The sequence below is a fragment of the Paracoccus sp. NIOT.M2S5SZ12 genome (assembly GCF_057748165.1).
In genome coordinates this window covers 168,196-193,923 of the sequence record NZ_JBYLFR010000004.1, presented here as the reverse complement: position 1 = coordinate 193,923, position 25,728 = coordinate 168,196, and the positions used below count along the sequence as shown (strand labels likewise).

General features: G+C 70.3%; 26 protein-coding genes. 6 read left to right on the top strand and 20 right to left on the bottom strand.

Features of this window, described 5'->3' with window-relative positions; translation table 11 throughout:
- Nucleotides 1-3: 3 nt before the first annotated feature.
- The 3 genes from mscL to AC2SGK_RS05730 form a co-directional block, all read right to left on the bottom strand.
- Complete coding sequence (gene mscL / locus AC2SGK_RS05740; RefSeq protein WP_488322631.1) at nucleotides 4-447, bottom strand: large conductance mechanosensitive channel protein MscL; 444 nt, start codon at nucleotides 445-447, stop codon at nucleotides 4-6.
- A 126-nt stretch (nucleotides 448-573) separates the two neighbouring features.
- A complete protein-coding gene (locus AC2SGK_RS05735) occupies nucleotides 574-1,194 on the bottom strand; it encodes a DsbA family protein (protein ID WP_488322630.1) in 621 nt (206 codons plus the stop codon).
- A 29-nt stretch (nucleotides 1,195-1,223) separates the two neighbouring features.
- Nucleotides 1,224-1,748: a DUF721 domain-containing protein gene (locus AC2SGK_RS05730; RefSeq protein WP_488322629.1), complete on the bottom strand. Its 525-nt coding sequence runs from the start codon at nucleotides 1,746-1,748 to the stop codon at nucleotides 1,224-1,226.
- An 85-nt stretch (nucleotides 1,749-1,833) separates the two neighbouring features.
- Between AC2SGK_RS05730 and AC2SGK_RS05725 the strand changes: the two genes are divergently transcribed.
- From AC2SGK_RS05725 to AC2SGK_RS05715, 3 genes are all read left to right on the top strand, one after another.
- Entirely contained in the window at nucleotides 1,834-2,859 is a 1,026-nt protein-coding gene (locus tag AC2SGK_RS05725) for an A/G-specific adenine glycosylase (RefSeq protein ID WP_488322628.1), read from the top strand.
- Between the two features lie 9 nt (nucleotides 2,860-2,868).
- On the top strand, nucleotides 2,869-4,008 hold the full coding sequence (locus tag AC2SGK_RS05720) for an alkane 1-monooxygenase (protein WP_488322627.1): 1,140 nt from the start codon (nucleotides 2,869-2,871) through the stop codon (nucleotides 4,006-4,008).
- Nucleotides 4,009-4,131: 123 nt separating this feature from the next.
- Nucleotides 4,132-4,578 (top strand): BLUF domain-containing protein, encoded by a 447-nt coding sequence (locus tag AC2SGK_RS05715; protein ID WP_488322626.1) that lies wholly within the window; start codon nucleotides 4,132-4,134, stop codon nucleotides 4,576-4,578.
- Between the two features lie 89 nt (nucleotides 4,579-4,667).
- On the opposite strand, the gene AC2SGK_RS05710 is transcribed toward AC2SGK_RS05715, so the two are convergent.
- The 5 genes from AC2SGK_RS05710 to AC2SGK_RS05690 form a co-directional block, all read right to left on the bottom strand.
- Nucleotides 4,668-5,801 carry a DNA methyltransferase gene (locus AC2SGK_RS05710; protein WP_488322625.1) on the bottom strand — a complete coding sequence of 378 codons (1,134 nt, stop codon included), beginning with the start codon at nucleotides 5,799-5,801 and terminating at the stop codon, nucleotides 4,668-4,670.
- Between the two features lie 93 nt (nucleotides 5,802-5,894).
- A complete protein-coding gene (gene rnhB / locus AC2SGK_RS05705; protein WP_488322624.1) occupies nucleotides 5,895-6,521 on the bottom strand; it encodes a ribonuclease HII in 627 nt (208 codons plus the stop codon).
- Nucleotides 6,521-7,000, bottom strand: coding sequence for an ureidoglycolate lyase (locus AC2SGK_RS05700; RefSeq protein WP_488322623.1), 480 nt, complete (start codon nucleotides 6,998-7,000; stop codon nucleotides 6,521-6,523). Before AC2SGK_RS05700 ends, rnhB begins: the two co-directional genes overlap by 1 nt.
- 10 nt (nucleotides 7,001-7,010) lie before the next feature.
- A complete protein-coding gene (locus AC2SGK_RS05695; RefSeq protein WP_488322622.1) occupies nucleotides 7,011-8,612 on the bottom strand; it encodes a glycosyl transferase family 90 in 1,602 nt (533 codons plus the stop codon).
- Complete coding sequence (locus tag AC2SGK_RS05690; RefSeq protein ID WP_488322621.1) at nucleotides 8,612-9,847, bottom strand: MFS transporter; 1,236 nt, start codon at nucleotides 9,845-9,847, stop codon at nucleotides 8,612-8,614. Before AC2SGK_RS05690 ends, AC2SGK_RS05695 begins: the two co-directional genes overlap by 1 nt.
- Before the next feature lie 165 nt (nucleotides 9,848-10,012).
- Between AC2SGK_RS05690 and AC2SGK_RS05685 the strand changes: the two genes are divergently transcribed.
- Nucleotides 10,013-10,783, top strand: coding sequence for a GntR family transcriptional regulator (locus AC2SGK_RS05685; RefSeq protein WP_488322620.1), 771 nt, complete (start codon nucleotides 10,013-10,015; stop codon nucleotides 10,781-10,783).
- Here AC2SGK_RS05685 and AC2SGK_RS05680 read toward each other — a convergent pair.
- The 11 genes from AC2SGK_RS05680 to AC2SGK_RS05630 are packed head-to-tail and all read right to left on the bottom strand — an operon-like array spanning nucleotide 10,780 to nucleotide 22,653.
- The gene (locus tag AC2SGK_RS05680; protein WP_488322619.1) at nucleotides 10,780-12,273 is read right to left on the bottom strand and encodes a class I adenylate-forming enzyme family protein; all 1,494 of its coding nucleotides are present in this window, start codon (nucleotides 12,271-12,273) and stop codon (nucleotides 10,780-10,782) included. The two genes, AC2SGK_RS05685 and AC2SGK_RS05680, sit on opposite strands and share 4 nt — an antisense overlap.
- Nucleotides 12,270-13,079 (bottom strand): oxepin-CoA hydrolase, alternative type, encoded by an 810-nt coding sequence (locus AC2SGK_RS05675; RefSeq protein WP_488322618.1) that lies wholly within the window; start codon nucleotides 13,077-13,079, stop codon nucleotides 12,270-12,272. The genes AC2SGK_RS05680 and AC2SGK_RS05675 overlap by 4 nt, the downstream gene beginning before the upstream one ends.
- Nucleotides 13,076-13,474, bottom strand: coding sequence for a PaaI family thioesterase (locus AC2SGK_RS05670; RefSeq protein ID WP_194886146.1), 399 nt, complete (start codon nucleotides 13,472-13,474; stop codon nucleotides 13,076-13,078). Before AC2SGK_RS05670 ends, AC2SGK_RS05675 begins: the two co-directional genes overlap by 4 nt.
- Nucleotides 13,471-14,469: an acyl-CoA dehydrogenase family protein gene (locus tag AC2SGK_RS05665; protein ID WP_488322617.1), complete on the bottom strand. Its 999-nt coding sequence runs from the start codon at nucleotides 14,467-14,469 to the stop codon at nucleotides 13,471-13,473. The genes AC2SGK_RS05670 and AC2SGK_RS05665 overlap by 4 nt, the downstream gene beginning before the upstream one ends.
- A 4-nt stretch (nucleotides 14,470-14,473) precedes the next feature.
- Nucleotides 14,474-15,655 (bottom strand): acyl-CoA dehydrogenase family protein, encoded by a 1,182-nt coding sequence (locus AC2SGK_RS05660; protein ID WP_488322616.1) that lies wholly within the window; start codon nucleotides 15,653-15,655, stop codon nucleotides 14,474-14,476.
- Complete coding sequence (locus tag AC2SGK_RS05655; protein WP_488322615.1) at nucleotides 15,655-16,830, bottom strand: acetyl-CoA C-acyltransferase; 1,176 nt, start codon at nucleotides 16,828-16,830, stop codon at nucleotides 15,655-15,657. Before AC2SGK_RS05655 ends, AC2SGK_RS05660 begins: the two co-directional genes overlap by 1 nt.
- Nucleotides 16,827-18,917, bottom strand: a complete 2,091-nt coding sequence (locus AC2SGK_RS05650; RefSeq protein ID WP_488322614.1) for a 3-hydroxyacyl-CoA dehydrogenase NAD-binding domain-containing protein — start codon at nucleotides 18,915-18,917, stop codon at nucleotides 16,827-16,829. The genes AC2SGK_RS05655 and AC2SGK_RS05650 overlap by 4 nt, the downstream gene beginning before the upstream one ends.
- Nucleotides 18,918-18,929: 12 nt before the next feature.
- Entirely contained in the window at nucleotides 18,930-19,757 is an 828-nt protein-coding gene (locus AC2SGK_RS05645) for an IclR family transcriptional regulator (protein WP_488322613.1), read from the bottom strand.
- On the bottom strand, nucleotides 19,757-21,085 hold the full coding sequence (locus AC2SGK_RS05640; RefSeq protein WP_488322612.1) for a TRAP transporter large permease: 1,329 nt from the start codon (nucleotides 21,083-21,085) through the stop codon (nucleotides 19,757-19,759). Before AC2SGK_RS05640 ends, AC2SGK_RS05645 begins: the two co-directional genes overlap by 1 nt.
- A complete protein-coding gene (locus AC2SGK_RS05635) occupies nucleotides 21,085-21,591 on the bottom strand; it encodes a TRAP transporter small permease (RefSeq protein WP_488322611.1) in 507 nt (168 codons plus the stop codon). Before AC2SGK_RS05635 ends, AC2SGK_RS05640 begins: the two co-directional genes overlap by 1 nt.
- A 3-nt stretch (nucleotides 21,592-21,594) precedes the next feature.
- Nucleotides 21,595-22,653, bottom strand: a complete 1,059-nt coding sequence (locus AC2SGK_RS05630) for a C4-dicarboxylate TRAP transporter substrate-binding protein (RefSeq protein WP_488322610.1) — start codon at nucleotides 22,651-22,653, stop codon at nucleotides 21,595-21,597.
- A gap of 147 nt (nucleotides 22,654-22,800) precedes the next feature.
- On the opposite strand from AC2SGK_RS05630, the gene AC2SGK_RS05625 reads away from it, so the two are divergent.
- Both AC2SGK_RS05625 and AC2SGK_RS05620 read left to right on the top strand, forming a co-directional pair.
- Nucleotides 22,801-24,090: a L,D-transpeptidase family protein gene (locus tag AC2SGK_RS05625; protein ID WP_488322609.1), complete on the top strand. Its 1,290-nt coding sequence runs from the start codon at nucleotides 22,801-22,803 to the stop codon at nucleotides 24,088-24,090.
- A gap of 20 nt (nucleotides 24,091-24,110) precedes the next feature.
- Nucleotides 24,111-24,872 carry an extensin-like domain-containing protein gene (locus AC2SGK_RS05620; protein ID WP_488322608.1) on the top strand — a complete coding sequence of 254 codons (762 nt, stop codon included), beginning with the start codon at nucleotides 24,111-24,113 and terminating at the stop codon, nucleotides 24,870-24,872.
- Nucleotides 24,873-24,875: 3 nt separating this feature from the next.
- Here AC2SGK_RS05620 and AC2SGK_RS05615 read toward each other — a convergent pair whose 3' ends face one another.
- Nucleotides 24,876-25,607 (bottom strand): Crp/Fnr family transcriptional regulator, encoded by a 732-nt coding sequence (locus AC2SGK_RS05615; protein ID WP_488322607.1) that lies wholly within the window; start codon nucleotides 25,605-25,607, stop codon nucleotides 24,876-24,878.
- Nucleotides 25,608-25,728 lie beyond the last annotated feature (121 nt).

Below are 25,728 nucleotides of genomic sequence, written 5' to 3'. Positions count from 1 at the left end.
GCGTCAGACCGGGTTCGCCCGGTCCGCCAGCAGGTCGCGGATCTGGGCCAGCAGCTCCTCCTGGCTGGGACCGGCGGGGGCGGCCTCCTTGGCCTCCTCCTTGCGGATCGCGGCGCGCTGCAGGCGGTTCACCGCCTTGACCAGCAGGAACACCGCCCAGGCCACGATCAGGAAGTTCAGCACCGCCATGGCGAAGGCGCCATAGGCGAAGATCGCGGCGCCCGAATCGCGCGCGGCGGCCAGGCTGGCACCATCCGGGACGTTGCCGGACAGGACCAGATACTTGTCGGTGAAGTCGATGCCCCCGGTCAGCAGGCCCAGGATCGGGTTGATCAGGTCCACCACCAGCGAATTGACGATGGCGGTGAAGGCGGCGCCGATGATGATGCCGACGGCAAGGTCGATGACATTGCCGCGGGCGATGAAGGTCTTGAATTCCTGGATCATGACAGATCATCCCTCGTGATGCGCGACAGCGTGCCGCAGACCGATCCTGCGGTCAGTCGGCCCGAAAAGCAATCGCGCCGAAGGATGGACCTCCGGCGCGCTGCCTGTCGGATCGGGAAGGGACGGTCACTCGGCCGGGGCGGCCTCGGCCAGCTTGGTGTCGATGACCTCCTTCATGCTCTCCCACGGCTGGTTCGAGACCTTCTCGCCGCCGATGATGAAGGTCGGCGTCGCCTCGACCTCGTCGGCGGTGGCATTGGCCTGGAAGGTGGCGATCAGCTGCTCGACCTTGCCGGTGTCGTTCCAGCAGGCGGTCATCTGCTCCTCGGTCATGCCGGCCTTGAGGCCGATGCGGCGCAGGTTGGCCGCGATCTCGTCGCCCGAACCGCCGGCCAGCCATTCCGACTGCTCGTCGAACAGCATGCCGCTGACGGGATAGAACTTCTCGTCCCCGCCGCAGCGCGCCAGAACGCCCGCCCACAGGCCCGGCTGGTCGAAATAGACGTCGCGCTGCACGAAGCGGACCTTGCCGGTGTCGATGTATTCGGCCTTCAGCTGCGGATAGACGTCGCTGTGAAAGTTCGCGCAATGCCCGCAGGTGAAGCTGGCATATTCGACGATGGTCAGCGGCGCGTCCTCGGCCCCCTGCGCGATATCGGGCAGGGTCGCGGGGGCGGCCGCGTCCTGCGCCAGGACGGGGGTCGCCAGCGTCAGGGCGAAGGCGGCGGCGGCGGTGCGAAGAAACATGGGTAATCCTTTCGGGTCGGGCAGATGGGTCAGGATCGGCGGCGGGCGACATTCATCGCCAGCCGGGCCATGGCCTGGGCCAGGCCGGGATCGTCGAACTGTCGGGCGACCCCCGCGGCCCGTTCCAGCAGCACCGGATCGGGGGCCGGAGGTTCGGGCGGGGCGTGGGTGAAGCGGGCGTGCCCCTCGGCAAAGCCCGAGGCCGCGGTCTGGGTCAGGGTGATGCGGCTGACCGCGTTGTAGCCATAGCAGGCGTTCACCCGTTCGCGCAGCTGCGGCAGCTGCATCTCGACCATGGGGGCCATCGGGCCGGTCGTCAGCAGCGTCAGCGTCGCGCCCAGACCGCCCCGCGCATGGCTGATGCGCACCGGACGGGTCACGGCGGCCAGCTGCGCGCCCGCGATCTCGGGCCAATGGGTCAACAGCCGCGTGACGGCGAAGCCGCGTCCCTCGGCCGCCTTCTGCACCCGCGCCGCCAACAGGCTGGAGGCCGCCTGAAAGCCGCGGCTGCGACGACGGGACCGGTCTGCGGCGGGATGGGACGGGTGGGCCATGGACGCCTTTGCTGCTATCACGCGCCCATCCTTAGCCAGCCATCCCCCCGGATGAAAGCGCGCCCTTCTGCAAAGGCCCACATAATTGCGTGAAAGCAAGGTGATCGCCCCCGACCTTCTGGCCTGGTATGACCGCCATGCCCGCGACCTGCCCTGGCGCGTACCGCCGGGCGGGCCGCCCGCCGACCCCTATCGCGTCTGGCTGTCCGAGGTGATGCTGCAGCAGACCACCGTGGCGGCGGTCAAGGCGTATTTCCTGCGCTTCACCGCGATCTGGCCGACGGTGCAGGACCTGGCGGCGGCGCCCGACGCGCAGGTCATGGCCGAATGGGCGGGCCTTGGCTATTACGCGCGGGCGCGCAACCTTCTGGCCTGCGCGCGGGCGGTGACGGCCATGGGCGGCTTTCCCGACAGCCGCGCGGGCCTTCAGGCGCTGCCGGGCATCGGCGCCTATACCTCCGCGGCCATCGCCGCGATCGCCTTCGACCGGGCCGAGACCGTGGTGGACGGCAATGTCGAACGCGTGGTCGCGCGGCTCGTCGCGGTCCAGACCCCCCTGCCCCGCGCCAAGCCGGAACTGGTCGCCTTGGCCGATACTCTGACCCCCGCGGCGCGGCCCGGCGACTATGCGCAGGCGATGATGGATCTGGGCGCGACCATCTGCACGCCGCGCAGCCCGGCCTGCGTGATCTGCCCGCTGCAGGCGCATTGCGACGCGCGCGCGCAGGGCATCGCGGCCGAACTGCCCCGCAAGACGCCCAAGCTGCCCAAGCCGCAGCGCAGCGGCACCGTCTGGCTGGCCCGTCAGGGCGACGCGCTGCTGCTGGAACATCGCCCGCCGCAGGGGCTTCTGGGCGGGGTGCTGGCCTTTCCCTCGGCCGGGTGGGACGGGCGCGACCTGCCGCCTCCCGGCCCGGCCGACTGGCGCGACCTGGGCACGGTGCGCCATGTCTTCACCCATTTCACGCTGGACCTGACGGTGCAGCTTGGCACGCTTGCCGGCAATCCCACGCGCGGAGAGCTGGTCCCCCTGGCGCAGATCGACCCCGCGGCCCTGCCGGGGCTGATGCGCAAGGTCTGGGATATGGCGCGACCGCAGCTGAGCGCCTAGCATCGGGGCATGAGCGAATCGCCCCGTTCCCCGATCCCCGCTGCGGCGCCCTTCTGGCTGTCGGTGGCGCTGGTCCCGCTGATGGCGCTGGCCGCGTGGCGGGGCGGGGCGTGGTGGCTGGTCGTGCCGGCCTATGCCTGGTATCTGACCACCGCGCTGGACGGGGTGCTGGGGCTGAACCCCGACAATCCGGACCCCGACACCGGTCCCGAACAGCTGTTCTGGCACCGCGCGGTCACGCTGATCTGGTTCCCGCTGCAGGCGGCGACCCTGGCCTGTTGCCTGTGGCTGGCGGGGCATGGCACGCATCTGTCGGGATGGGAGCTTCTGGGCCTGTTCTTCGCGCAGGGCGTGATGTCGGGCAGCGTGGGCATCGTCTATGCCCACGAACTGCTGCACCAGAAGTCGCGGGCCGAACGCTGGCTGGGCGACCTGCTGCTGGCCTCGGTGCTCTATTCGCATTTCCGGACCGAGCATCTGCTGGTCCATCACTCCTGGGTCTCGACCCCGCGCGACGCGGTCTCGGCGCGCTACAACGAGGGGTTCTACCGCTTCTTCGGCCGGGTCCTGACCCATGGCCCGGCCAGCGCCTGGCGGGCCGAGACGCGGTTCCTGGCGCGGGCCGGGCGCGGGCCTCTGGACCGGCGCAACCCGTTCTGGCGCTATGGCGCGCTGCAGGCGGGGATGCTGGCCGGGGCGCTGGCGCTTGGCGGATGGGCCGGCCTGGGTCTGTTCCTGTTCCAGGCCTTCATCGCCGTCTGGCAGCTGGAGCTGACCAATTACGTCGAGCATTACGGCCTGTCCCGCAAGCATCTGGGCGAGGGGCGATACGAGCCCGTCCGCCCGCGCCACAGCTGGAACGCCAGCCACACCGCGACCAACTGGCTGCTGATCAACCTTCAGCGCCATTCAGACCACCACACCCGGCCCGACCGCCGCTTTCCGCTGCTGCAGACCTATTCCGAGGACGAGGCCCCGCAGCTGCCGATGGGCTATCCGGCGATGACCCTGCTGGCGATGGTCCCGCCTCTGTGGCGGCGGCGCATGAACCCGCGGGTGCGCGCCTGGCGCCGCCGCTTCTACCCCGAGATCGAGGACTGGAGCGGCTACAACCGCGGCACCCTGCCCCTGCCGCGAAACGCGCTGTGACGCGCCGCCGCCGGGGTCCGCGTTAACCATCCGTGCAATGAATCGCCTCCGGACGGTTCCCTATGCCGCGATCTACCCCCATGGTATTTGTGTAGTGAAAATACACGCACGGGTTGATCGACCATGTATGACGATTCGGGACTGGCGGAGGGCGACAGGCCGCATTGGGCGGCAGCCCTGACCGGGGCGGGGGACATGGGGTACATGCTGTATCGCAGCGTGGCGCGTCCAGGGCTGGGGCGGGCAGATCTGGAGGCGATCCTGAACCAGGCCCGGCGGCGCAATGCCGAACGCGGGCTGACCGGCTGCCTGCACCATGAGAACGGGCTGTTCTTTCAATGGCTGGAGGGGCCGCGCTTCACCCTGTCGCGGCTGATGGAGCGGTTGCGCGACGATGACCGCCATGTGGGCGTGACGGTGATCGACCAAGGGCGGCTGGACCGGCGGCTGTTCGGCGATTGGCAGATGCGCCATTCCGACCCGGCGACGGCCTCGCTGCTGGAATGGCTGGCGGGCGGCGGACGGACCGAGGCGGACGGGGTGCGCAGTTTCCTCGAGACGATCCGCTGAACGAAAGATCCCCGCCATGCGGACATGGCGGGGCAAGGCGGCCCGGCCCGCGCGGCAGCGCGGCGCCAGACTGGCGAACGGAATGGGGGTCAGTTGGGCCGGGATTCCATCTCGGCCCTGATCTGCTGGCGCAGGATGTCCAGCGGGATCATCTTGCCCTCGCGGCGGAAATGCCAGTAGGTCCAGCCGTTGCACGAGGGCGCACCCTCCAGCGCGGCGCCGACCTGATGGATCGATCCCTTGACGTCGTTGCCGATCAGGCTGCCGTCGGCGCGGACCTTGGCCTTGTGGCGGTTGCCCAGGGAATACAGCTCCTCGCCGGGGCGCAGCATGCCGCGCTCGATCACCTGGCCGAAGGGGATGCGCACCTCGGCGCGCTTGGCGCGGGTCGTGGCGATGGCCTCGGCGTCCAGCGGGCGGACGCGGGACAGGCGGCGGGCGGCGACCTCGCGATAGGCCTCCTCGCGCTCGATCCCGACATAGGCGCGGCCCAGCATCTTGGCGACCGCGCCGGTGGTGCCCGTGCCGAAGAACGGGTCCAGCACCACGTCGCCGGGATTGGTCGTGCCGATGATGACGCGGTGCAGCAGACTCTCGGGCTTCTGGGTCGGATGGGCCTTCTCACCCGCGGCATCCTTCAGACGCTCGCCGCCGTTGCAGATCGGCAGGACCCAATCGCTGCGCATCTGCACGCCCTCGTTCAGCGACTTCAGCGCCTCGTAGTTGAAGGTGTACTTGGCGTTTTCCGACTTCGCGGCCCAGATCAGCGTCTCATGCGCGTTGGTCAGACGCTTGCCGCGGAAGTTCGGCATCGGGTTCGACTTGCGCCAGATCACGTCGTTCATGATCCAGAAGCCCTGGTTCTGGATCTCGGCGCCGACGCGGAAGATGTTGTGATAGCTGCCGATCACCCAGATCGCGCCGTTCGGCTTCAGCAGGCGGCGCGCGGCGGCCAGCCAAGCGCGGGTGAAGGCGTCGTAATCGGCAAAGCTGGAGAACTGGTCCCAATGGTCGTCCACCGCATCGACCCGGCTGTTGTCCGGCCGGTGCAGATCGCCGCGAAGCTGCAGGTTGTAGGGCGGATCGGCAAAGATCAGATCGACGCTGCCGGCGGGCAGCGCGTTCATGACCTCGATGCAGTCGCCCGCCAGAATCTGGTTCAGCGGTAAGGGATCATGCGGTGACGGGCGCGCGGAATCCGCGCGCTGGACCTTGGTTTTCATCGTGCTCTGCCTTCGGGAAATGCCGGCTTTTGCCGGTCTGGTATGGCCCCAAAGATGATTCAGATGCGAATCGGCGTCAATTTCTTTTTCGAATCAGTCACTTACAAAGGGGGGTTTACACAAGATATTGTGGACGGGCTTGAATGACCGCCTATGATGTGGGGTGATCCCCAGATTTAGCAGCGCGCGTTTATGGGCCGGTGTCGGATATCCCGCATTCACCTCCCAGCCATAACCGGGATGCTGTTGCGCCAAATCCACCATGATCGCGTCGCGCGCCTGCTTGGCCAGGATCGAGGCCGCGGCGATGGAGAGGCTGCGCCCGTCGCCCTTGACCACCGCCGTCGCGGGCAGGTCCAGATCGCGCGGCAGCAGGTTGCCGTCCACCAGGACGTGGCAGGGGCGCGTGCGCAGCCCGGCCAGGGCGCGGCACATGGCGACATGGCTGGCGCGAAGGATGTTCAGCGCGTCGATCTCGGCCACCTCGACATGGGCGACCGACCAGTCGCAATGCGCCGCGATCCATTCGGCCAGCGCCGCCCGGCGCGGCGCGGTCAGACGCTTGCTGTCGTCCAGGCCCTCGGGCAGCGAACCGTCGGGCAGGATCACCGCCGCCGCCGTCACCGGCCCGGCCAGCGGGCCGCGGCCGACCTCGTCCACGCCCGCGACATGGCGCGCGCCCGCGTCGCGCAGCGCGGTCTCCAGCGACAGGTCGGGCATCAGGCGGTGATCCGGACGGGGGGGATGGTGACCTCCTCCAGGTTGGTGCCCGCGCCCTCGCGGTCCACCACCAGGAAATCGGCCGCGCGGTCCAGCGGCGTCAGCACCCCGTGCCAGGTTCCCGCGTCCAGGTTCACCCCCGTATGGGCCGGCACCAGGAAGGCGCGCAGCGGCCCCGGACGCCCGTCCACATCGGGCGCCACGACCGACAGCCAGGGATCGGGCCCGAGCGGCATGAAGGCCTGGCTGCCCAGGGGGTGACGCTCCAGCAGGGTGCAGTCATGGGGCAGGCTGACGGCCTGGCTGCGGAACAGGCTGATGATCGCCTCGCCGCCGCCGCGTTCGACGGTGGCCAGCGCGTGATGGCGCTCGCAGCGGCCCGCATTGATCATGCGGTCGGGCGTGGCGCGCGGGGTCAGGACCTGCCCGAAGGGGGCGAAGGCGGCGGCGGTCAGGGGTTCGATGCGGATCTGGGTCATGCCCGCGGTTCTAGCGCAGCGCCGCCAGCCCGTCGAGGATCAGACCCGTCAGCGCGGCCCGCGCGGCGGGGTCGCGCAGATGCGCGGCCTCTGCCCGGGCGGCGGCGGATATGGCGCGGCACCGGTCGGGATGGGCGCGCGCCCAGGCCAGCTTGTCGCGCAGGTCGGTCAGGTGACGCGCCACGGGGATGTAATGGACCCACGGCCGGAAGCGGCCCGAATAGAAGACCTGCCAGCCGTCCTCCTCGGCCAGCAGCACCCCGTTCTGGTCCAGCCCCGAGATGAAGTTCGAGCCGTGGTCATAGCCCGTCATGCACAGCCGGTAGCGGAAGGCGTCAAAGTCGCGCGGCCCCATGCGCGGCCGGCAGAAGGGTGCGATCAGCGGGTCGTCGGCATGGTGGCGAAAGGCATGGGCCAGCACCAGCCCCACGTCGAAATCCGGATCGTCGATATGGGCGCGCAGGAAGGCCATGCGGTTCGTGCGGCACAGCCCTTCCCATGCGGCCCGGCGGTCGGCGGGGGTCGCCGCCTTGGCCAGGCGGGCCAGCCAGACATGGCTGGCGGGGCCGGGCTTCACGCCGGGCCGCATCTCCGAGCCCGAGATCATGCCGCGCCAGACCAGCCGGTCCTGCTTCTCCTCCCACGGGATGTCGTCGGGCGGCGTGGCCGGATCGAAGCCCGGCAGCCCCACCGCGTGCTGGTCGGGCAGCGGCCATAGCACGGCGTTCACCGCGCCGGCGCGACGGTTGTGGCACAGGACCGGCCGGTCCAGGGCCGCGCCTTGGGCGCTGCCGAACCAGCGGCTGTCCTCCATGTCGATCCAGACCGGGTCGCGGCGGTCCAGGGACAGGATGTCGTTGATGACCCCCTCGGCGCGGATCAGCTTGAAATGCCGCCCCTCGCGCGCCAAGGCCATCGGGCGCCCGCCGGGGGGCGTGACCAGCGTGAACTGGCGCGGTGCGCCCTTGGCGTCCGTCACCGCGCCCCGCCCGGACAGCGTCCCGTCCCAATGGCAGGCAAAGCCCGACAGGCCCGACAGATCGCCCGGCGCGCGGGCCCGCGCGCCCGACAGGCAGAAGCGCGCGACATCCGCCGCCCAGCCCTCTGGTGCGCGGGGCGGGGGCGGGGCATCGGCCCGCACGCGGGGTTCGGGCCAGCGGGACCGGGGGACGATGGGCAGCGGGACGATGTCCGACAGACGCGCGGCCAGATCAGCCGGGCGGGTCGTGGCCAGGTCCAGCACGATCAGCCGCGGATCGCCCGCGAACAGCGCCTCGACCGCCGCCTGATGGGCCGTGCCTTCGGGGTCGTCCTGGGTGGGGCGGGTCAGCAGGAAGACCGCATCGGGCATCCGCTCGCGCAAGAAGGCGGCACAGCGCCAGGCCTCCAGCCGCGGACGCCATGACGGTCGGTCCCGATAGAGCCCCGCGAAGAGCCGCATGCCCGGCCAGTCCCGCAGGGGAGGCGTCCCCTGCCCCATCGCGTAGAGGATGTCGGCGGCCAAGCGTCCGCCCTCGTGGCAGGCGACGGGGTGACCGTTCGCGCGGAACAGCGCGGCCAGCGCGTCGTCCACCGGGCCGTCGGGCCCGATATGGACCACGGGCCGCGCCATCAGGGCCGCGCGTTGCGCGGCAGCAGCACTGTCAGCAGCCCCAGCACCGGCAGCGCCGAGCAGATCAGGAACACCGTCCGGATGCCCTGCGCATCGGCCAGCACCCCGAGCGCCGCCGCCGAGATGCCGCCCATCCCGAAGGAGAAGCCGAAGAACAGCCCGGCGATCATGCCCGTCCGCCCCGGCACCAGCTCCTGCGCGAAGACGACGATGGCCGGGAAGGCGGAGGCCAGGATCAGCCCGATCAGCACCGCCAGCACGCCGGTCGGCACCAGCCCCACATGCGGCAGCGCCAGCGTGAGAGGCAGCACGCCCAGGATCGACACCCAGATGACCGTCAGCGGCCCGACCCGGTCGCCGATCACCCCGCCCAGCATCACCCCCCCGGCCATGCCCGCCAGGAACAGGAACAGCATCAGCTGCGCGCCCTGGGTGGACAGGCCGAAGCGGTCGATGGAGAAGAAGGTGAAATAGCTGCTCATCGAGGCGGTGTAGATGTTCTTGGTGAAGACCAGCACCGCCAGCACCGAGATGGCGCAGATCACCGTCGCGCGCGGCAGGCGCAGGCTGCGGTCGGGGACGGCCGCGGCGGCGCGGCGGCGATCCTCGGCCCAGGCCCCCACGCGCCACAGGATCGCCGCGCCGAGCGCCGCGGCCAGCGCGAACCAGGCCACCGCCGGACGCCCCATAGGCACGACCACGAAGGCCGCCAGCAGCGGTCCCATCGCCTGCCCGCCATTGCCGCCCAGCTGGAACAGCGACTGCGCCGTGCCGAAACGTCCCCCCGACGCGGTGCGCGCCACGCGCGAGCTTTCCGGGTGGAACACCGCCGAGCCGATGCCGATCAGCATCGCCCCCGCCAGAAGCCAGCCATAGCTGTCCGCGAGGCCCAGCATCGTGACGCCGGTCAGCGTGGACATCATCCCGAAGGGCAGCGAGCGGGGCTGGGGATGGCGGTCGGTTGCCATGCCGATCATCGGCTGCAGCAGCGATGCCGTGACCTGGAAGGCCAGCGTCATCACCCCGATTTGGGTATAGGACAGCGCGAATTCGGTCTGCAGCAGCGGGTAGATCGCGGCCAGCATCGACTGCATCACGTCATTGATCATGTGGCACAGGCTGATCGCCACCAGCACCCCCCAGGAGGTGGCGGTGCGTGCCGATGCCCGGGGCGCAGTCAACGGCGGGCGGGCGGTGGCGGGAGAGAGCGAATCGGGCATCGGGATCGTCTTCATGCTTGCACGCTCTGCATCTATCAGACAGGATGCAGAAAGAAAGCACAGCCATCGCGACGCTGATCACCCTGTTTGTCGCAAATGTCCCGCTCCGTGGCGTTCAGGACATCTAGCATTTATTTATTCGTCGGCTATCACGATAGGGTGTCCTGTCGGGAGTCGTCCATGAACCAATCCAGCCCCTCGTCCCGCGTGACCGTGCATTCCTCTGGTACCGATGGCGATCGGCGCCGTCCGAACACCTGGCAGGCCATCCGCGCCGAGGTGCTGGGCCGCATCCGGTCGGGCGAATGGCCCCCCGGCAGCCTGATCCCCACCGAGCAGATGCTGTCGGTCGAGATGGGCTGCGCGCGCGCCACGGTGAACCGGGCGCTGCGCGAGCTGGCCGACAGCGGCATCATCCAGCGCCGCCGCAAGGTCGGCACCCGCGTCGCTGCGACGACCTCGCGCCGCACCACCCTGTCGCTGCGGGTGATCCGCGACGAGATCGAGGCCCTGGGCGCCACCTATCGCCACGAGATGACGGAATGCGTCACCTGCGCGCCCAGCCCGGCCGCGATGCAGGCACTGCAGCTTGACGCATCGGAGCGGCTGCTGCTGGTCAAGTCGCGCTATACGGCCGACGGTCGTCCGCATTGCTGCGAAGCGATCTGGCTGCATCCGCGCCTGCTGACCATGCCGAGCGGTGCGGCGCCCGATGCCGCTCTTTTCGCCGCCGAACCCCCGCAGGAATGGCTGGCCCGCAGCCTGCCGGTCATCCAGGGCCACGTCTCGATCCTGGCCGAGGCCGCCAGCGGCTCCTGCGCACGGAATCTGGCGGTCGAGCCGGGCACCCCGGTCATGGCGATCGAGCGGGTGACCCTGCTGGACGGGCTGCCCGTCGCCTTCGCGCGGCAGTTCTATCCGCCGCGCCACCGCCTGGTCCTGGGGGACTAGACGGCCAGCAGATCCGCGAAATGCGCGATCAGCCGGTGCTTGAGCACCTTGCCGGTCGCCGCCGCGGGCAGCGGGCCGGTCAGGATGATCCGCGTGGGCCGCTTGTAGGCCGACAGCCGCGCCGCCGCATGGGCGGCGAGCGCCTCCGCCGTCACCGCATCCGGCGAAATCAGCTGGCAGAAGGCCAGGATATCCTCGTCGCCCCCCTCGCGCGCGCGGCCGATCACGGCGGTCTGCAGCACGGCCGGGTGGTCGTTCAGCGCGGCCTCGACCTCGGGCGGATAGACGTTGAAGCCGCCGCGGATGATCAGCTCCTTGCAGCGGCCCACGATGTGCAGCCGCCCCTGCGCGTCGATCCGGCCCAGATCGCCGGTGCGCATCCAGCCGTCGCGCAGCACCTGCGCCGTGCCCTCCGCGTTGCGGAAATAGCCGCGCATGATGTGCGGACCCCGCGTCAGCACCTCTCCGGTGCCGGGTTCGCGGCCGATCGTCTCGTCCAGCGCGATCTGGACCCCCGGCAGCGGGTGGCCCGCCGAGGGGTCCGGGTCGCCGATGGCGTTGTTCGTGACGGTCACCCCCGCCGTGGTCTCGGTCATGCCATAGCCGTTCTGCAGCGCGATGCCATAGAAGGCCTCGGCCCGCCGTTTCCAGTCCGGGTCCAAGGGCGCCGCGCCGCTGCTGACATAGCGCAGCGGTCGGGCCAGACGCTCCAGCCCCTGGGCGCGGGCCTCGGCCATGATGGCCGCGTGCATCTGCGGCACGGCGGGCAGGACGGTCACGTCCGATTGCAGCGCGGCCAGCGTCTGCGCGGCGGAAAAGCGCGGCTCCAGCCGGATATGCGCACCGGTGGCCAGCCCCGCCGCCAGCATCGAGGTCAGCCCGAATACATGCGTCAGCGGCAGCACGCCCCAGATGACGTCATCCGCCTGCATCCCCCGCAGCCGCGCCGAGCTTTCCCCGCCGAAGATCAGGTTCCCGTGGGTCAGCATCACCCCCTTGGGCGTGCCCGTCGTGCCGGTGGTGTAGAGGATCACCGCCGTCATCGCGTCCTGCGGCTCGACCTGCTCCGGCATGGCGTCGAACGGCCCCGCGACATGCAGCGCCGCCCCGGCCAGCGTGACGGCGCGCGCATCGCCCGCATGGACCCGCGCGGGTTCGCTGACATCGGACAAAAACAGGGTCAGGCGCGGTTCGGTATGGGCCGCGATCTTGGCCAGCTCCGGCGCGGTCATGCGCGCGTTCACGGGCACCAGCACCGCGTCCATGCGGCTGGCGGCCAGCAGCAGGACCGGCACGGGGGCCGCATTCTCGGCCACCACCAGCAGCCGGTCGCCGGGGCGCAGGCCCATCGCCGCCAGATCCGCCTGCGTCCGTCGGACCAGATCGTCCAGCGCGGCATAGGTCAGGGTGCGTCCTGTCCAATCGGTCAGGGCCGGACGGTCAGGATGGGCCGCAAGGGCGGCGTCGAACAGCTGGTGGATACGGGTCATGAATCCTCGCGAAGGCGGCGGAAATCGGGGGGGCGCTTGGCCAGAAAGGCGGTGATGCCCTCGGCCGCCTCGCTCGAGGCGAGGGCCGTGGCCATCGCGTCGCGTTCGGCGCTCAGCTGCGCCTCCAGCAGGGTGGCGCGGGCGCCGGTCAGCAGATGCTTGATCGCGGCCTGCGCCTCGGCGGGCCCTGCGGCCAGGCGGTCGGCCAGGGCCATGGCGGCCATGATGGCCTCTCCGGGCTCGGTCAGTTCCTGGATGACGCCCAGGGCGTGCAGGCGTTCCGCGCCCACGGGCTGGCCGGTCAGGGCCATGGACGCGGCCATCTGCGGCGGCAGGCAGGCGGTCAGCGCCGCGGTCAGCCCGCCATCGGGCACCAGCCCGGCATTCACATAGGCTGCCGTGAAACGCGCATCGCGGGCCGACACGATCATGTCGCAGGCCAGGGCCAGCGACAGGCCCGCGCCGGCGGCGCCCCCCTCGACCACGGCGATGACCGGGCGGGGGCAGGCCACGACCGCGCGCATCAGGTCGTTCAGCGCGTCGATGCGGGCGCGGCGCTGATCCTCGGGCATCTCCTGCGCCTTGATCAGCATGGTCAGATCGCCGCCCGCGCAGAAGAAGTCGCCCTCGCCCATGATCAGCACCGCGCCGATGCGGGAGTTGTCGGTGGCCAGCTCCAGCGCGCGGTGCAGGCCCTTGTAGAAATCGGGCGTCAGCGCGTTGCGGCGGGCGGCATTGCGGTTCTCGACCACCAGGCGGTCGCCCAGGTCGCTGATTTCGCAATGCGGATTGGTGAGGTCGGTCATGGGGCGGCCCTTGTCTTGCGGAAGACGCCGGTCGCGGTGGCGATCAGCGTGCCGTCCTCATGCCGCAAGGCGCCCTCGATGAACAGGGTGGCGCGCCCGCCCCCGGTGACGCGGCCCGTGGCGGTCACGCGCCCCGGCAGGCCCGGCGCCAGATAGTTCACCGTCAGCGACAGGGTGGTGAAGGGATGCCGGCCCGTGGCATCGACCGTCAGGCTGCCCGTGGCGCCCATCGCGCTGTCCAGAAGCGTCGCGGCCAGCCCGCCGTGCAGGATGCCCTGACGGTTCAGATGGCGGTCGTCCAGATCCAGCCAGCAGACCGCCCCCGCCCTGTCCCCCACGTCCAGGACATAGCCGATCAGGGACTGGGTGCCGGTTTCGCCGTGGATCAGGGTCATGCGAAGGCGGGCTCGCCGCGCGCAAAGCGCTCCAGATGGAAATCCGCGTCCCCCATGGCCGTGTCGGCGGCCAGCAGGCGGCGGATCATGCCGCCAAGCGCGTATTCCTCGGTCATGCCGATGCCGCCATGCAGCTGCACCGATTCCTCGGCCACCAGGCGGGCAACCCGGCCAAGCGTGACCTTGCAGGCCTGCAGATGCCGGTCGCGCAGGGGCGCCTCGGCGTCCAGGTGGCCCGCGAAGTTGATGACGGCGGAGCGCGCCTGTTCGACTTCGACCGACAGGTCGGCGGCGCGATGCGCGAGCGCTTGGAAGGCGATCAGCGGCTGGCCGAACTGCTTGCGGGTGCGCAGATAGTCCAGCGTCAGATCGACCGCAGCGCTCAGCGTGCCCAGGGCATAGGCCGCATGGGCCAGGACGCCCCGCGCCAGCACCGCGTCGAAGTTCGTCAGCGCCCCAAGCCGCGTGGCGGGGGTGGCGTCAAAGATCACGTCCGCGCCGCGCTGATCGTCCATCAGCGGATAGGGGCGGACGGTCAGACCCGTAGCGTCGGGCGCCACCCGCCACAGCGCATCGGCGGTGGTGACGATGATCGCCGCCGCCCCTTCGGCCCCCGCCACCATGGTCTTGCGCCCGGTCAGGCGGTCGCCCTCCGCGCGGATCGCCACGCCGCGGTCGTAACGCGTGCCGGGCTCGGCATCGGCGAAGGCGATGGTGGCCCCGTCGTCAGCAGGCTGACCCGCCTGCGCCAGGGCCGCGGCGCCGATCATCGTGCCGATCAGCGGCAGGGACGCGCCCGCCCGGCCCAGGGCCTCGAAGATCAGCGCCACGGCGGCGCCCGATCCGTCGAAGCCGCCCTCGGCCTCGGTCAGCAGGGCCTGGGGGACGCCGGCCTCGGCCAGGGCGGGCATCAGCGCCTCGCCGGAATGGCGGGCCAGGATGCCGCGCAGGCTGTCCTGCAGCATGCGGTGGTCGTCGGAAAGCTGAAAGTCCATGGGCTTATCCTTTTGCCAGCGCGCCGGCGATGATGCTGCGCTGGACCTCGTTCGAGCCGCCGTAGATCGACAGCTTGCGGTTGTTCAGCCAGGTGGCGCTGGCGGCCAGGGCCTCGTCGGCGCCCTCGGGGCCTTCGTTGCCCTCCAGCGTCAGGGCCATCGCCTGCCCGCCATAGGCGCGCCGCGTCAGCGCATCCAGCCGCTGGCGGATCTGGGTGCCCTTGATCTTGAGCATGCTGCTCTCGATGCCGGGCGCCTGGCCTTGGGCTGCGGCCGACAGCATGCGCAGGTTGGTGGTGGACATGGCCATCAGCTCGATCTCGACCCCCGCCGTCTCGGCGGCGAACAGCGGATCGTCGGACAGCGGCTGGCCGCGATGGCGCTGCGCGCGGGCCACACGTTTCAGATTGTCCAGCGCGGCGGTGGCAAAGCCCACGCCGGCGATGTTCGTGCGCTCATGCGTCAGCAGGTATTTGGCATAGGTCCAGCCCTGGTTCTCCTCGCCGACCAGATTGGCGGCGGGGACGCGGACATTGTCGAACCAGACCTCGTTCACCTCGGCCGTGCCGTCGAGCAGGACGATGGGGCGCACGGTGACGCCGGGCGTCTCCATGTCGATCAGCAGGAAGCTGATGCCCTCCTGCTTCTTGCCCGTCGCATTGGTGCGCACCAGGCAGAAGATCATGTTGGCGTGCTGGCCAAGCGTGGTCCAGGTCTTCTGCCCGTTGACGACATAATGGTCGCCGTCGCGCACGGCGGACGTGCGCAGGCTGGCCAGGTCCGATCCGGCGCCGGGTTCGGAATAGCCCTGGCACCACCAGTCGTCGCCGTTCAGGATGCGCGGCAGCCAATAGTCCTGCTGTTCCTTGCTGCCGAATTTCTGCAGGACCGGCCCCAGCATGGCGATGCCGAAGGGCACGATGCGCGGCGCATGGGCGCGGGCCGATTCCTCCTCGAAGATGTGCCGCTGGATCGCGGTCCAGCCCGCGCCGCCGAACTCCTTGGGCCAGTTCCCGGCCAGCCAGCCGCGCGATTGGAGTTTCGCGTGCCAGCCCTCCATCTCCGCCTTGGTCAGGTCGTGATGCAGCCGAACCTTGCGGGCCAGCGCGGGGTCCAGCTCGGCCTTCAGAAAGGCGCGGATGTCGTCGCGGAAGGCGGTTTCCTCGGGGGTGAAGCTCATGTCCATCAGAAGATCTCCAGAAGTCCGGCGGCGCCCTGGCCACCGCCCACGCACATGGTGACGACGCCCCATTTGGCACCCCGGCGGCGGCCTTCGCGCAGCAGATGGCCCGCGGTGCGCGCACCCGTCATGCCGAAGGGATGGCCGATGGAAATGGCCCCGCCGTTCACGTTGTATTTTGCCGGATCGATGCCAAGCGTGTCGCGGCAATAGAGGCACTGACTGGCGAAGGCCTCGTTCAGCTCCCACAGGTCGATGTCATCAACCGTCAGCCCGTGGCGCTCCAGCAGGCGCGGCACGGCAAAGACCGGGCCGATGCCCATCTCGTCGGGCGCGCAGCCCGCGACGGCAAAGCCGCGGAAGGCGCCAAGCGGTTCCAGGTTCAGCGATGCCGCCAGGTCGGCCTCCATGACCAGCAGCGCCGCCGCCCCGTCGGACAGTTGGGACGCATTGCCCGCGGTGATGAACTGACCCGCGCCGCGCACCGGCTCCAGCTTGGCCAGCGCCTCCAGCGTGGTGCCGGGGCGGTTGCCCTCATCGGCGGCGATGGTGACCTCGCGGTCGGCGCTCTCGCCGGTGGCCTTGTCGGTGACGGACATGGTGACCGTCATCGGGATGATCTCATCGTCGAAGATCCCGGCGGCCTGCGCGGCGGCCGTGCGGGCCTGGGATTCGACGCCATAGGCGTCCTGCGCCTCGCGCGTGATCCCATAGCGGGCGGCCACCACATCGGCGGTCTCGATCATGGTCATGTAGAGGTCGGGGCGGTTCGCCTCGATCCACGCTTCCCGCGAATGGCGCACCGGCGGCTGGACCATGGAAATGCTTTCCACCCCGCCGACCAGCACGGCGCGCGCGCCCTCATGGGCGACCATCTGCGCGCCCTGCGCCAGCGCCTGCAGGCCCGACGCGCAGAAGCGGTTGACCGTCGCGCCCGCGATGCTGTCGGGCAGGCCCGCGCGGATCACCGCCTGGCGGGCGATGTTGCCGCCCGTCGCGGCCTCGGGATAGCCGCAGCCCCAGAGGCTGTCCTCGATCAGGACGGGGTCGATGCCCGCGCGTTCGACCACGGCGCGGGCCACGGCCCCGGCCAGCACGGCCCCGTGGGTCTGGTTGAAGGCGCCGCGCTTGGCGCGCCCGATGGCGGTGCGGGCGGTCGAGACGATCACCGGCTGTTTCATGCGGATTGTCCTTCGTTCAAATCGGCAAAGCGGCGGCCCGTGGCCACCAGATCGACCAGCAGCGGCGCGGGGCGCCAGAAATGGTCGTCCTCCGCGGCAAAGCGGCGGATGTCGTCCAAAATGCGGTCCAGGCCATGGGCGTCGGCCCAGTGCATCGGCCCGCCCCGCCAGCGCGGAAAGCCGTATCCGTTCAGCATCACCACATCGACATCCAGGGGACGGGCGGCGGTGCCGTCCTCGACCACGCGGGCGGCCTCGTTCACCATCGCGGCCATGGTGCGGGTCACGATCTCATCGGCATCGAAACCGCGCGGCGTCAGGCCCAGATCGGCGCGCACGGCCTCCAGCAGCGCGGGCAGGTCGGGGTTCGGCACCGGGGGCTTGGACGCATAGTCGTAATAGCCGCGCCCGGACTTGCGGCCCAGATGGCCCTGTTCGTAGAGGCGGTCGGCAAAGACCGGCACCCGGTCGCGCGGATGGCGGTCGGCGGCCTTGCGCTGTCGGGTCATGTAGCCGATGTCCAGCCCGGCCAGATCGGTCACCGCATAGGGGCCCATCGCAAAGCCGAACCCGGTCAGCGCCCGGTCCACCGCGATCGGGTCGGCGCCGTCCAGCACCATCGCATCCACCGCCGCGCGGTAATGCGCCAGGATGCGGTTGCCGATGAAGCCGTCGCAGACGCCCGCGCGCACCGCGACCTTCTTCAGCCGCCTGGCCAGCGCAAAGCCCGTCGCGACGGCGTCCGGGGCGGCGCGGTCGGGAACCACCACCTCCAGCAGGCGCATCACATGGGCCGGAGAGAAGAAATGCAGGCCGATCACGTCGCGCGGGCGCGAGGTCGCGTCCGCGATCTGGTTCACGTCCAGATAGGAGGTGTTCGTGGCCAGGACCGCGCCCGGTTTCGCCACCCGGTCCAGCGCGGCAAAGACCTGACGCTTGACATCCATGGATTCGAAGACCGCCTCGATCAGCAGGTCGGCCTGGGCCAGCGCGGCGTGGTCGGTGGCGGTGCGGAAGGCCTCCGCCAGGATGGCGTCGCGGCGCGGCGCGGCCAGCTTGCCGCGGCTGACCGCGCCCGCCAGCAGGTCGGCCACGGTGGCCGCCGCCTTGTCGGCGCCCGCCTGGTCGCGCTCCAGCAGCGTCACGTCCAGCCCCGCCAGCAGGCAGGAGACCGCGATGCCCGCCCCCATCAGCCCGCCGCCGACGATGCCGACGCGGTCCAGCGCGCGCGGCGGCACGCCCGCGATCTGCGGCAGATGCGCGACGGCGCGTTCCGCGAAGAAGGCATGGATCAGCGCCGCGCGCTGCGGACTGTCCATCAGCGCCAGAAAGCCCGCGCGTTCCACGGCCATGCCTTCGTCGAAGGACAGGGCCAGCCCCTCGGTCGCGACATCGACGGCGGTTGTCTGGGCGATCTGGCCGGGCAGGCTGCGCGCCAGCCTGGCCTTCAGCGCGTCGGTCGCGGCGGGGTCCGCCTCGGGCGCGGGCAGGTCGCGGGTGCGGCGGGGGGGCTGGCCGGCCAGCGTCTCGGCCAGGGCGATGGCGGCGGCGGTCAGCTCGCCCTCGGCCAGCGCGTCGATCAGGCCCAGCTCGCGCGCCTCAGGGGCGGGGATCTGGCGGGCCGAGGTCATCGCCTCCAGCGCGGGCATCAGGCCGATCAGGCGCGGCAGGCGCTGCGTGCCGCCCGCGCCGGGCAGAAGGCCCAGGGTCACCTCGGGCAGGCCCATCCGGGCCGAAGGCGCCGCGATGCGCGCATGGCAGCCCATGGCCAGCTCCAGCCCGCCGCCCAGAGCGGTGCCGTGAATGGCGGCGACGACGGGCTTCTCCAGCGCCTCGATGGCGGCGATCACGTCGGGCAGGAAGGGCGCCTGCGGCGGACGCCCGAACTCGGTGATGTCGGCCCCCGCCACCCAGGTGCGGCCCGCGCAGACCAGGACGCCGGCCCGGGCCGCGTCATCGGCGGCGAAGGCGCGGGCGGCGTCGATCAGGCCCGCGCGCACCGCCTGACCGGTGGCGTTCACGGGGGGGTTGTCGATGGTGATCAGCCCGATGCGGCCTTGGCGCGCATAGGTCACGGGGGAAGTCATCGCGGAAACCTCTCAGTCATTGGGGCTGCCCGACCAGGCGGGGGTGCCGTCGGCGCCGACCATCCGGTGCAGGCGGGCGACGGTCTCGCGCAGGACGGGGCCGACATGGGCGTGGATGCGGTCGTCGGGCAGGACATCGTCCAGCGCACCGCAGGAAAAGGCGACCGGCCCGGCCAGCCGCGCCGACCGGAACGGCACCGACACCGCCGAGATCGAGCCGGAATAGCGCAGCCGCGGGTCCACGATCGCATAGCCGCGGGCGACCAGCTGGCTGCGCGCCTGCAGGCGCAGATCGGCCAGCGTGCCCCCGTCCAGCGGCGGTTCGGGATGATCGGCCATCAGCGAGGCGAATTCGTCCCGCGTCGAGGCGCCCAGCACCGCCAGCCCCGAGGACGAGCCGCCGATGGGCAGGCGGTGCCCGACCTCCAGCCAGATCGAGGCGGCGCGCTGCGGCCGCCAGGTGCGCATCAGCGCGACCTTGTCGCGGTCGCGCACCGCGAACAGGACCAGCGTGCCGGTCTGGTCGGCCAGGCCCTGCATCATGTCCTGCGCCGCGTCCAGAAAGGACAGCGACGCCGCCGCCACATGCCCCATCGCCAGAAGTGTCGGCCCGGGGCGATAGCGGTCGTTGCGCTGCGGCTGCGTCAGATAGCCCAGGCAGCCCAGGGTGAAGGTCAGCCGCGACACGGTCGATTTCGGCAGGCCGGTCCGTTCGGCGATCTGGGCATTGGTCAGGCCGTCATCCCCCGCCCGGAAGGCGCGCAGCACCGACAGGCCCCGCGCCAGCGTGGTGGCAAAGTTGCGGTCCTCCTCGTAATCCGGGCGGGGTTCGGGGCTCATCACATGGATCCCGGCAGCAGCAGCGAGATGATCGGGAACAGGATCAGCAGCACCAGGACCAGCACGTCCACGACCAGAAAGCGCGTGACGCCCGCAAAGATCGTGTCGATGCTGACATTCCTGGTCACGTTGCTGACCACGAAGACGTTCAGCCCGACGGGGGGCGTGATCAGCCCGATCTCCAGCAGCTTGACGACGATGACGCCGAACCAGATCAGGTTCATGTCATAGCCGTCCACCAGCGGAACCATGAAGGGCAGCGTCAGCACCATGATGCCGATCGGGTCGAGGAACATGCCCAGGACCAGATAGATCACGACGATCACCAGCATCAGCATGGCGAAGGACAGCTGCGCGTCCGACACCATGCCCACGACCGCGCCCGCCATCCCGGTCAGCGCGACGAAGCTGACGAAGATCTTGGCCGCACCCGCGATCAGGAAGATCGCGGCGGTCTGGGTCAGGCTCTCGCGGATGGCGCGCCACAGCACGCCCGGGGTCAGGCGGCGCTGCGCGAAGCCGATCAGCGTGGTCAGCACGACGCTGACGGCGGCGGCCTCGGTCGCGGTGAAGATGCCGCCATAGATGCCGCCGACGATCACGACGAACAGCATCAGCGCGGGCCAGGCGGCGATGGCCGCCTCGCGCCGGCTGGCGCCGCCGGCCTTGCCCGCGGGGGCGGCGGCCGGGTTGCGGCCCACCCACCAGGCGATGACGAGCAGCATCCCCGCCAGCGAGACCAGCCCCGGCAGCACGCCCGCGAGGAACAGCTGCGCGATCGAGGTCTCGGTGAAGATGCCGTAGAGGATGAAGAGGACCGAGGGCGGGATCAGCGAGCCGAGCGTGCCCCCCACCGCGACCGAGGCCGTGGCCAGTTTCGGGTCGTACCCCATGCGCAGCATCTCGGGCACGCAGATGCGGCCCATGGTCGAGGCGCAGGCGATGGACGAGCCCGAGATGGCAGAGAAGCCCCCGCAGCCCAGCACCGAGGCCATGGCCACCCCGCCCGGCAGCTGGCGCAGCCAGACCGCCGCCGCGTCATAGATGCGCGTGGTGATGCCCGCATGGAAGGCGATGTTGCCCAGGGCCACGAACAGCGGCACCATCGACAGGTCGTAGGAATGGACCAGGTCGAAGAAGTTCGAGAACACGACCGAGCTGGTCGGGTTCAACGCGCGTTCGGGCGCAAAGCCCCCCGCGCGGGTCGCATAGACCAGGAAGGTGCCGGTCGCCGCCACCCCGGCCAGCGCGAAGGCGATGGGCACGCGCGCCGCCAGAAGCACCAGAACGGCGGCCATGGCCACCAGGCCGATCGTCATCGGGTCCATCAGTTCACCTCATGTCCGTCGGCATCCAGGATCGCGTCGCCCCGGCGCAGCTGCGCCAGATCGCCCGCCAGCAGCGCGGCCAGCCGCACCCACATCAGCGCCAGCCCGGCAAGGAACAGCGCCACGCCCGGCCAGCGCGGGATGTTCAGGTCGCCATAGTAGAACTCGCCCGAGGCGAAGGCCTGCGCCGCCACGCGCCAGGCCGCATAGATCAGCGGCGTCAGCGCCAAAAGACCCGCGACATGGCCCAGCACGATCAGCCGCGACCGCATCCGCCGGGGCAGGCGGTCGCTGACGAAGGTGACGGCGACATGGCTGCGCGCCGCGGTCGCCGCCGCCATGGGCAGGATCACGGCCGCCACCATCAGCTCGCGCACCAGGATGATGGCGTCGGGCACGCTGGTGCCGAACAGCGCGCGCGCCACGACATTGGCGAAGATCACCAGCCCCAGGGCGATCAGCGCCAGGACCGACAGGTCCAGAAGCGTCCGTTCGATCACGCGCATGGGTCAGCCGCGCTCCCAGGGATAGCCCTGGGCTTCCAGCTCGGCGCTGTATTGCGCGATCAGGCCGCGATACTCCTCCAGCAGCGCGGCCCCGTCGAGGCCCGAGGCGTCGGCGCGCGCGATCCAGTCGTCCAGATAGGGCTGGGCGGCCTCGGTCAGCTTGGCGCGGTCCTCGTCCGAGAAGCGGACGATCTCCTTGCCGGCATCCTCGAGGATCTTGATCGATTCGGCATTGGCCTGCTCGATGATGCGCCCGAACTCGTCGGCCAGATCCTCGCCCGCGGTCATGATGACCTGCTGCTGCTCTGGGGTCAGCGAATCGTACATCGACTTGTTCATGACGATGCCCAGAGCACCGACCTGGCCCCAGTCGATGAAGGTGTAGCTGTCGAAGACCTCGTCGAACTTCAGCGCCGCGATCAGGTAGGAATAGGTCTGGGTGCAGTCGATCAGGCCGTTCTCCAGGCCCTGATAGGCCTCGTAGACGGTCATGTCGATCAGGGTCGCGCCCAGGTCGCGGAAGGTCTGGCCATAGGCGCCGACGCCGCGGACCTTCTTGCCTGCCAGCTGATCGACCGAGGTCACCGCCGGGCCCTTGCAGCCCATCTGCACCGCAGAGGTGGTGTAGGTGCCCACATAGACCAGGTTCTGCGCGGCCAGGTTGGCCTTGATCTGCTCGTTGTTGCGCATCAGCGCGTCGGTGGCCTTCATGCCGACCCAGGGGTCCGGGTTCTCCAGCGGCAGGTCGGCGATGCCGTAGGCCACCATGTCCTGCGGGAAGTAGACGCCGATGACACTGCCCAGGTCGGCCACCCCGTCGCGCAGCGACTGCACGGCGGCCTTCTCGGAGAACAGCGCGCCCCCCCAGGTGATGTCCAGCGACAGGTCGCCGCCCGACTGTTCGGCCACCTGGTCGGCGAACCATTGCGTCGCCTCGGCGCGCGCGCCGCGGTTCGGACCCGGCTCTCCGTAGATCAGCACGGTCTGGGCGGTGGCGGGGACGGCAAGCATCGCGGTCAGGCCAGCGGCCATCATCGCGTTCCGGGCGAACGATCTGGTCATGGTGAAACTCCTCCCTGTTCCACACAGCAGACTGTCATTCCACTGTGCGGAACGCAATGTCGAATTGACCGAAACGTGACCTCTGGGCTATCTGGCGGTTTTTCGCTCAATGCCGGATGGTGCGCCCTGATGATCGGAGCCTGCTCAATGCCCAACACTGTCCGTTCGGCCCTGCTGGCGCTTGCGCTTGGCTGGGCTTGGCCCGCCCTGGGCCAGACGCCCGACCTGCCCTTCACCGCTGCCGATATCGAGGCGGCGCAGTATGGCGGCGGCGCCCTGCCGGGCGGCCGGTCTGCGCTGACGGCCAAGGTGCAGCTGCTGCTTGACCGCTCGGGCACCTCTCCGGGCGTGATCGACGGGTTCAAGGGCGGCATGAGCCAGTCGGCCATCCTGGCCTTCGAACGCCGCACCGGCCTGCCCCAGGACGGGATCATGGACCCGCATGTCTGGAACCTGCTTCAATCCTTCGCGGTGCGCCCGGTCACGCAGTCCTACACCATCACCGCCGAGGACGCCGCCGGGCTGGCCGCGTCGATCCCGACCGACTATGCGGAAAAGGCGCTGATGCCCGCGATGGCGCATACCAGCATCGCCGAACGCCTCGGCGAGCGGTTCCACATGGACGAGAAGTTCATCCAGTTCCTGAACCCCGGCATCGACCTGATGCCGGGCGCCACGATCCAAGTGATGGCCCCGAACCCGCCCCTGCGCGGCCAGGTCACGCGAATTATCATCGACAAGGATAACCGTCGCGTCGCGGGCTACAATGCGCGGGGCGAGATGCTGGTCGACTATCCGGCCACCATCGGCTCCAGCGTCACCCCGTCGCCGCAGGGGTCGCACAACGTGCGGACGGTGGCGATCAATCCGAACTACACCTATAACCCGGACGTCAACTTCCGCCAGGAGGGCAACGACCGGCCGCTGGTGATCCCGCCCGGCCCGAACGGCCCTGTCGGCACGGTCTGGATCGGCCTGACCAAGCCCACCTACGGCATACACGGCACGCCGACGCCCTCGCAGCTGTTCCACAACCAGTCGATGGGCTGCGTGCGCCTGACCAACTGGGATGCCGAGGAGCTGGCCGGAATGGTCCGCATCGGCGGCACCGAGGTGCAGTTCCTGGACGCGGGCGTCAGCATCGCCGACGTGACAGGCACCGCCGCCCCCTCGACGCCCCCGGTTGCCGCCATCGCCCTGCCCGAGGACGGAACCGCCGCGGCAGCCACACCCGATCCGGCCCAGCCCCTGGCCCTGCCCGACCCGCTGGCGGCGCCCCAGGCTCAGGCAGCCCCGGTGCCCGAGGCCGCGCCCCCCGCGACCGATCCGGCGGCGCCCGCCCCCGACCCCCTCAGCCCCGATCCTCTCAGCAACGCGCTGACCGATGCGCTGCCGCAGGGCTTCGTGGTGCCGCCGCTGGACCCGGCGCAGCCATGATCCGGGCGGCGGCGCTGCTCATGGCCCTGGTCCTGACGCTTCCCGCCGCCGCGCAGGAGACCGCGCGCCCGCCCGAACGCCCTGCCGATCCCGCGGATACCGCGCCCGTCGAATCGGGCGCGGTCGAACCGCCCGCCGCCGACGCGACCACAGCCGCGGCGCCGCAGCCCTTCGGCCCGCCCGCGCCGCCCGTCTGGTTCACCCTGCGCGAGAGCGATGCGCGCTACGACGCCTGCCGCTTGGCGCTGACGGTGCTGGGCGCAGGCTTCCGCCCGGTGCCGGCCGTCACCGATTCCGGCAACCGCGATTGCGGCATCGCCCGGCCCCTGCAGGTCAGCCGGATCCTGCCCGGCATCCCCCTGAGTGCAGAGCCGGTCCTGCGCTGCGACACCGCGCTGTCGCTGGCGCTGTGGACGCGCGATTTCGTCATTCCTGCGGCCGCGACCCTGCCTGACGCGCCGCGCCTGACGGGTCTGGAAACCGGGCCGGGCTATTCCTGCCGCGAGCGGGTCGGGACCGGCGACGCCGATCCCAAGCCCTCGGAACACGGCTACGGCAATGCGATCGACGTGATGGGGTTCCGCCTGGACGACGGCGATCCGGTGCCCGTCCAGCCGCGTCAGGGCGACGGCGATCCGGCCGAGAGCTTTCAGAGGGCGGCGCAGGGGACGGCCTGCCTGATGTTCACGACGGTGCTGGGGCCGGGGTCGAACGCGGCGCATGACGACCACCTGCACCTGGACATCGCCGCGCGGAACAGCGGCTGGCGTCTGTGCGAGTGAGGCTCAGCGGCTCTGGCGTTCCATGTCCAGATAGGTCGGGTCGAACCGCGCCAGCGTCGCCAGCCCCTTCCAGTCGAGAATGACCACATCCGCGCCCGACCAGCGCAGCAGGCCCCGGTCGCGCAGGTCGCGCACCGCCCGGTTCACGTGGATCGGCGAATAGCCCAGGATGTCGGCCAGCTCGCGCTGCAGCAGCGGCAGGGAGAACTGATGGTCCGAGGCAGCCCCGACCGCGTTCAGCCGCACATAGACCTCGCAGAGCAGATGGGCCAGATGCGCGCTGGAGCGCAGCGACGCCGCCGCGACCAGCCATTGCCGATGCACCGCCGCGTCGATCAGCGTGGCCATCCACAGCAGCCGCGTCAGGTGGGGAAAGTTCTCGGTGATCTCGACCAGCTCGTCATGCTCGACGAACTCGACCTCGGCGGGACCCGCGGCCACCACCGAATGCTCCAGCCCGGCCAGCACGAAGCCGTGCAGATCGACGAAGTCGCCCGGCACGTGCAACGCGGTGATCACCCGTTCGTTCGGGCGACCGACCAGCTGATGCGAGCGTGCGGACATGCCGCGCAGCATCATGCAGCTGCGCTTGGCCAGCCGATGCGCGGGAACGATGACCTCTCCGGGGGCGAAGGCCACATGGGTGGTGCGCAGGCCGCGCAGCCGGTCCAGATCGCGTTCGGACAGGCTGTCGCGGCGCTGGAGGTAGCGGATGAAGTATTCGGTGATCGCCATTCCGCCCCTCCTTTCAAAGCAGCCGGACATTTGCAAATCGAGATTCTGGGCGCAATGGCCGCCCCTTCGGTTATAACAATGATTAAGCTCCAACGCAGTATGGTCCGACGCGGTTCACCGC

Excerpts from the sequence above, each read along its gene's own strand:
- mscL (WP_488322631.1), bottom strand. The coding sequence starts at position 447 with ATGATCCAGGAATTCAAGACCTTCATCGCCCGCGGCAATGTCATCGAC.
- AC2SGK_RS05735 (WP_488322630.1), bottom strand. The coding sequence starts at position 1,194 with ATGTTTCTTCGCACCGCCGCCGCCGCCTTCGCCCTGACGCTGGCGACC.
- AC2SGK_RS05730 (WP_488322629.1), bottom strand. The coding sequence starts at position 1,748 with ATGGCCCACCCGTCCCATCCCGCCGCAGACCGGTCCCGTCGTCGCAGC.
- AC2SGK_RS05720 (WP_488322627.1), top strand. The coding sequence starts at position 2,869 with ATGAGCGAATCGCCCCGTTCCCCGATCCCCGCTGCGGCGCCCTTCTGG.
- AC2SGK_RS05715 (WP_488322626.1), top strand. The coding sequence starts at position 4,132 with ATGTATGACGATTCGGGACTGGCGGAGGGCGACAGGCCGCATTGGGCG.
- AC2SGK_RS05710 (WP_488322625.1), bottom strand. The coding sequence starts at position 5,801 with ATGAAAACCAAGGTCCAGCGCGCGGATTCCGCGCGCCCGTCACCGCAT.
- rnhB (WP_488322624.1), bottom strand. The coding sequence starts at position 6,521 with ATGCCCGACCTGTCGCTGGAGACCGCGCTGCGCGACGCGGGCGCGCGC.
- AC2SGK_RS05700 (WP_488322623.1), bottom strand. The coding sequence starts at position 7,000 with ATGACCCAGATCCGCATCGAACCCCTGACCGCCGCCGCCTTCGCCCCC.
- AC2SGK_RS05695 (WP_488322622.1), bottom strand. The coding sequence starts at position 8,612 with ATGGCGCGGCCCGTGGTCCATATCGGGCCCGACGGCCCGGTGGACGAC.
- AC2SGK_RS05690 (WP_488322621.1), bottom strand. The coding sequence starts at position 9,847 with ATGAAGACGATCCCGATGCCCGATTCGCTCTCTCCCGCCACCGCCCGC.
- AC2SGK_RS05685 (WP_488322620.1), top strand. The coding sequence starts at position 10,013 with ATGAACCAATCCAGCCCCTCGTCCCGCGTGACCGTGCATTCCTCTGGT.
- AC2SGK_RS05680 (WP_488322619.1), bottom strand. The coding sequence starts at position 12,273 with ATGACCCGTATCCACCAGCTGTTCGACGCCGCCCTTGCGGCCCATCCT.
- AC2SGK_RS05675 (WP_488322618.1), bottom strand. The coding sequence starts at position 13,079 with ATGACCGACCTCACCAATCCGCATTGCGAAATCAGCGACCTGGGCGAC.
- AC2SGK_RS05670 (WP_194886146.1), bottom strand. The coding sequence starts at position 13,474 with ATGACCCTGATCCACGGCGAAACCGGCACCCAGTCCCTGATCGGCTAT.
- AC2SGK_RS05665 (WP_488322617.1), bottom strand. The coding sequence starts at position 14,469 with ATGGACTTTCAGCTTTCCGACGACCACCGCATGCTGCAGGACAGCCTG.
- AC2SGK_RS05660 (WP_488322616.1), bottom strand. The coding sequence starts at position 15,655 with ATGGACATGAGCTTCACCCCCGAGGAAACCGCCTTCCGCGACGACATC.
- AC2SGK_RS05655 (WP_488322615.1), bottom strand. The coding sequence starts at position 16,830 with ATGAAACAGCCGGTGATCGTCTCGACCGCCCGCACCGCCATCGGGCGC.
- AC2SGK_RS05650 (WP_488322614.1), bottom strand. The coding sequence starts at position 18,917 with ATGACTTCCCCCGTGACCTATGCGCGCCAAGGCCGCATCGGGCTGATC.
- AC2SGK_RS05645 (WP_488322613.1), bottom strand. The coding sequence starts at position 19,757 with ATGAGCCCCGAACCCCGCCCGGATTACGAGGAGGACCGCAACTTTGCC.
- AC2SGK_RS05640 (WP_488322612.1), bottom strand. The coding sequence starts at position 21,085 with ATGGACCCGATGACGATCGGCCTGGTGGCCATGGCCGCCGTTCTGGTG.
- AC2SGK_RS05635 (WP_488322611.1), bottom strand. The coding sequence starts at position 21,591 with ATGCGCGTGATCGAACGGACGCTTCTGGACCTGTCGGTCCTGGCGCTG.
- AC2SGK_RS05630 (WP_488322610.1), bottom strand. The coding sequence starts at position 22,653 with ATGACCAGATCGTTCGCCCGGAACGCGATGATGGCCGCTGGCCTGACC.
- AC2SGK_RS05625 (WP_488322609.1), top strand. The coding sequence starts at position 22,801 with ATGCCCAACACTGTCCGTTCGGCCCTGCTGGCGCTTGCGCTTGGCTGG.
- AC2SGK_RS05620 (WP_488322608.1), top strand. The coding sequence starts at position 24,111 with ATGGCCCTGGTCCTGACGCTTCCCGCCGCCGCGCAGGAGACCGCGCGC.
- AC2SGK_RS05615 (WP_488322607.1), bottom strand. The coding sequence starts at position 25,607 with ATGGCGATCACCGAATACTTCATCCGCTACCTCCAGCGCCGCGACAGC.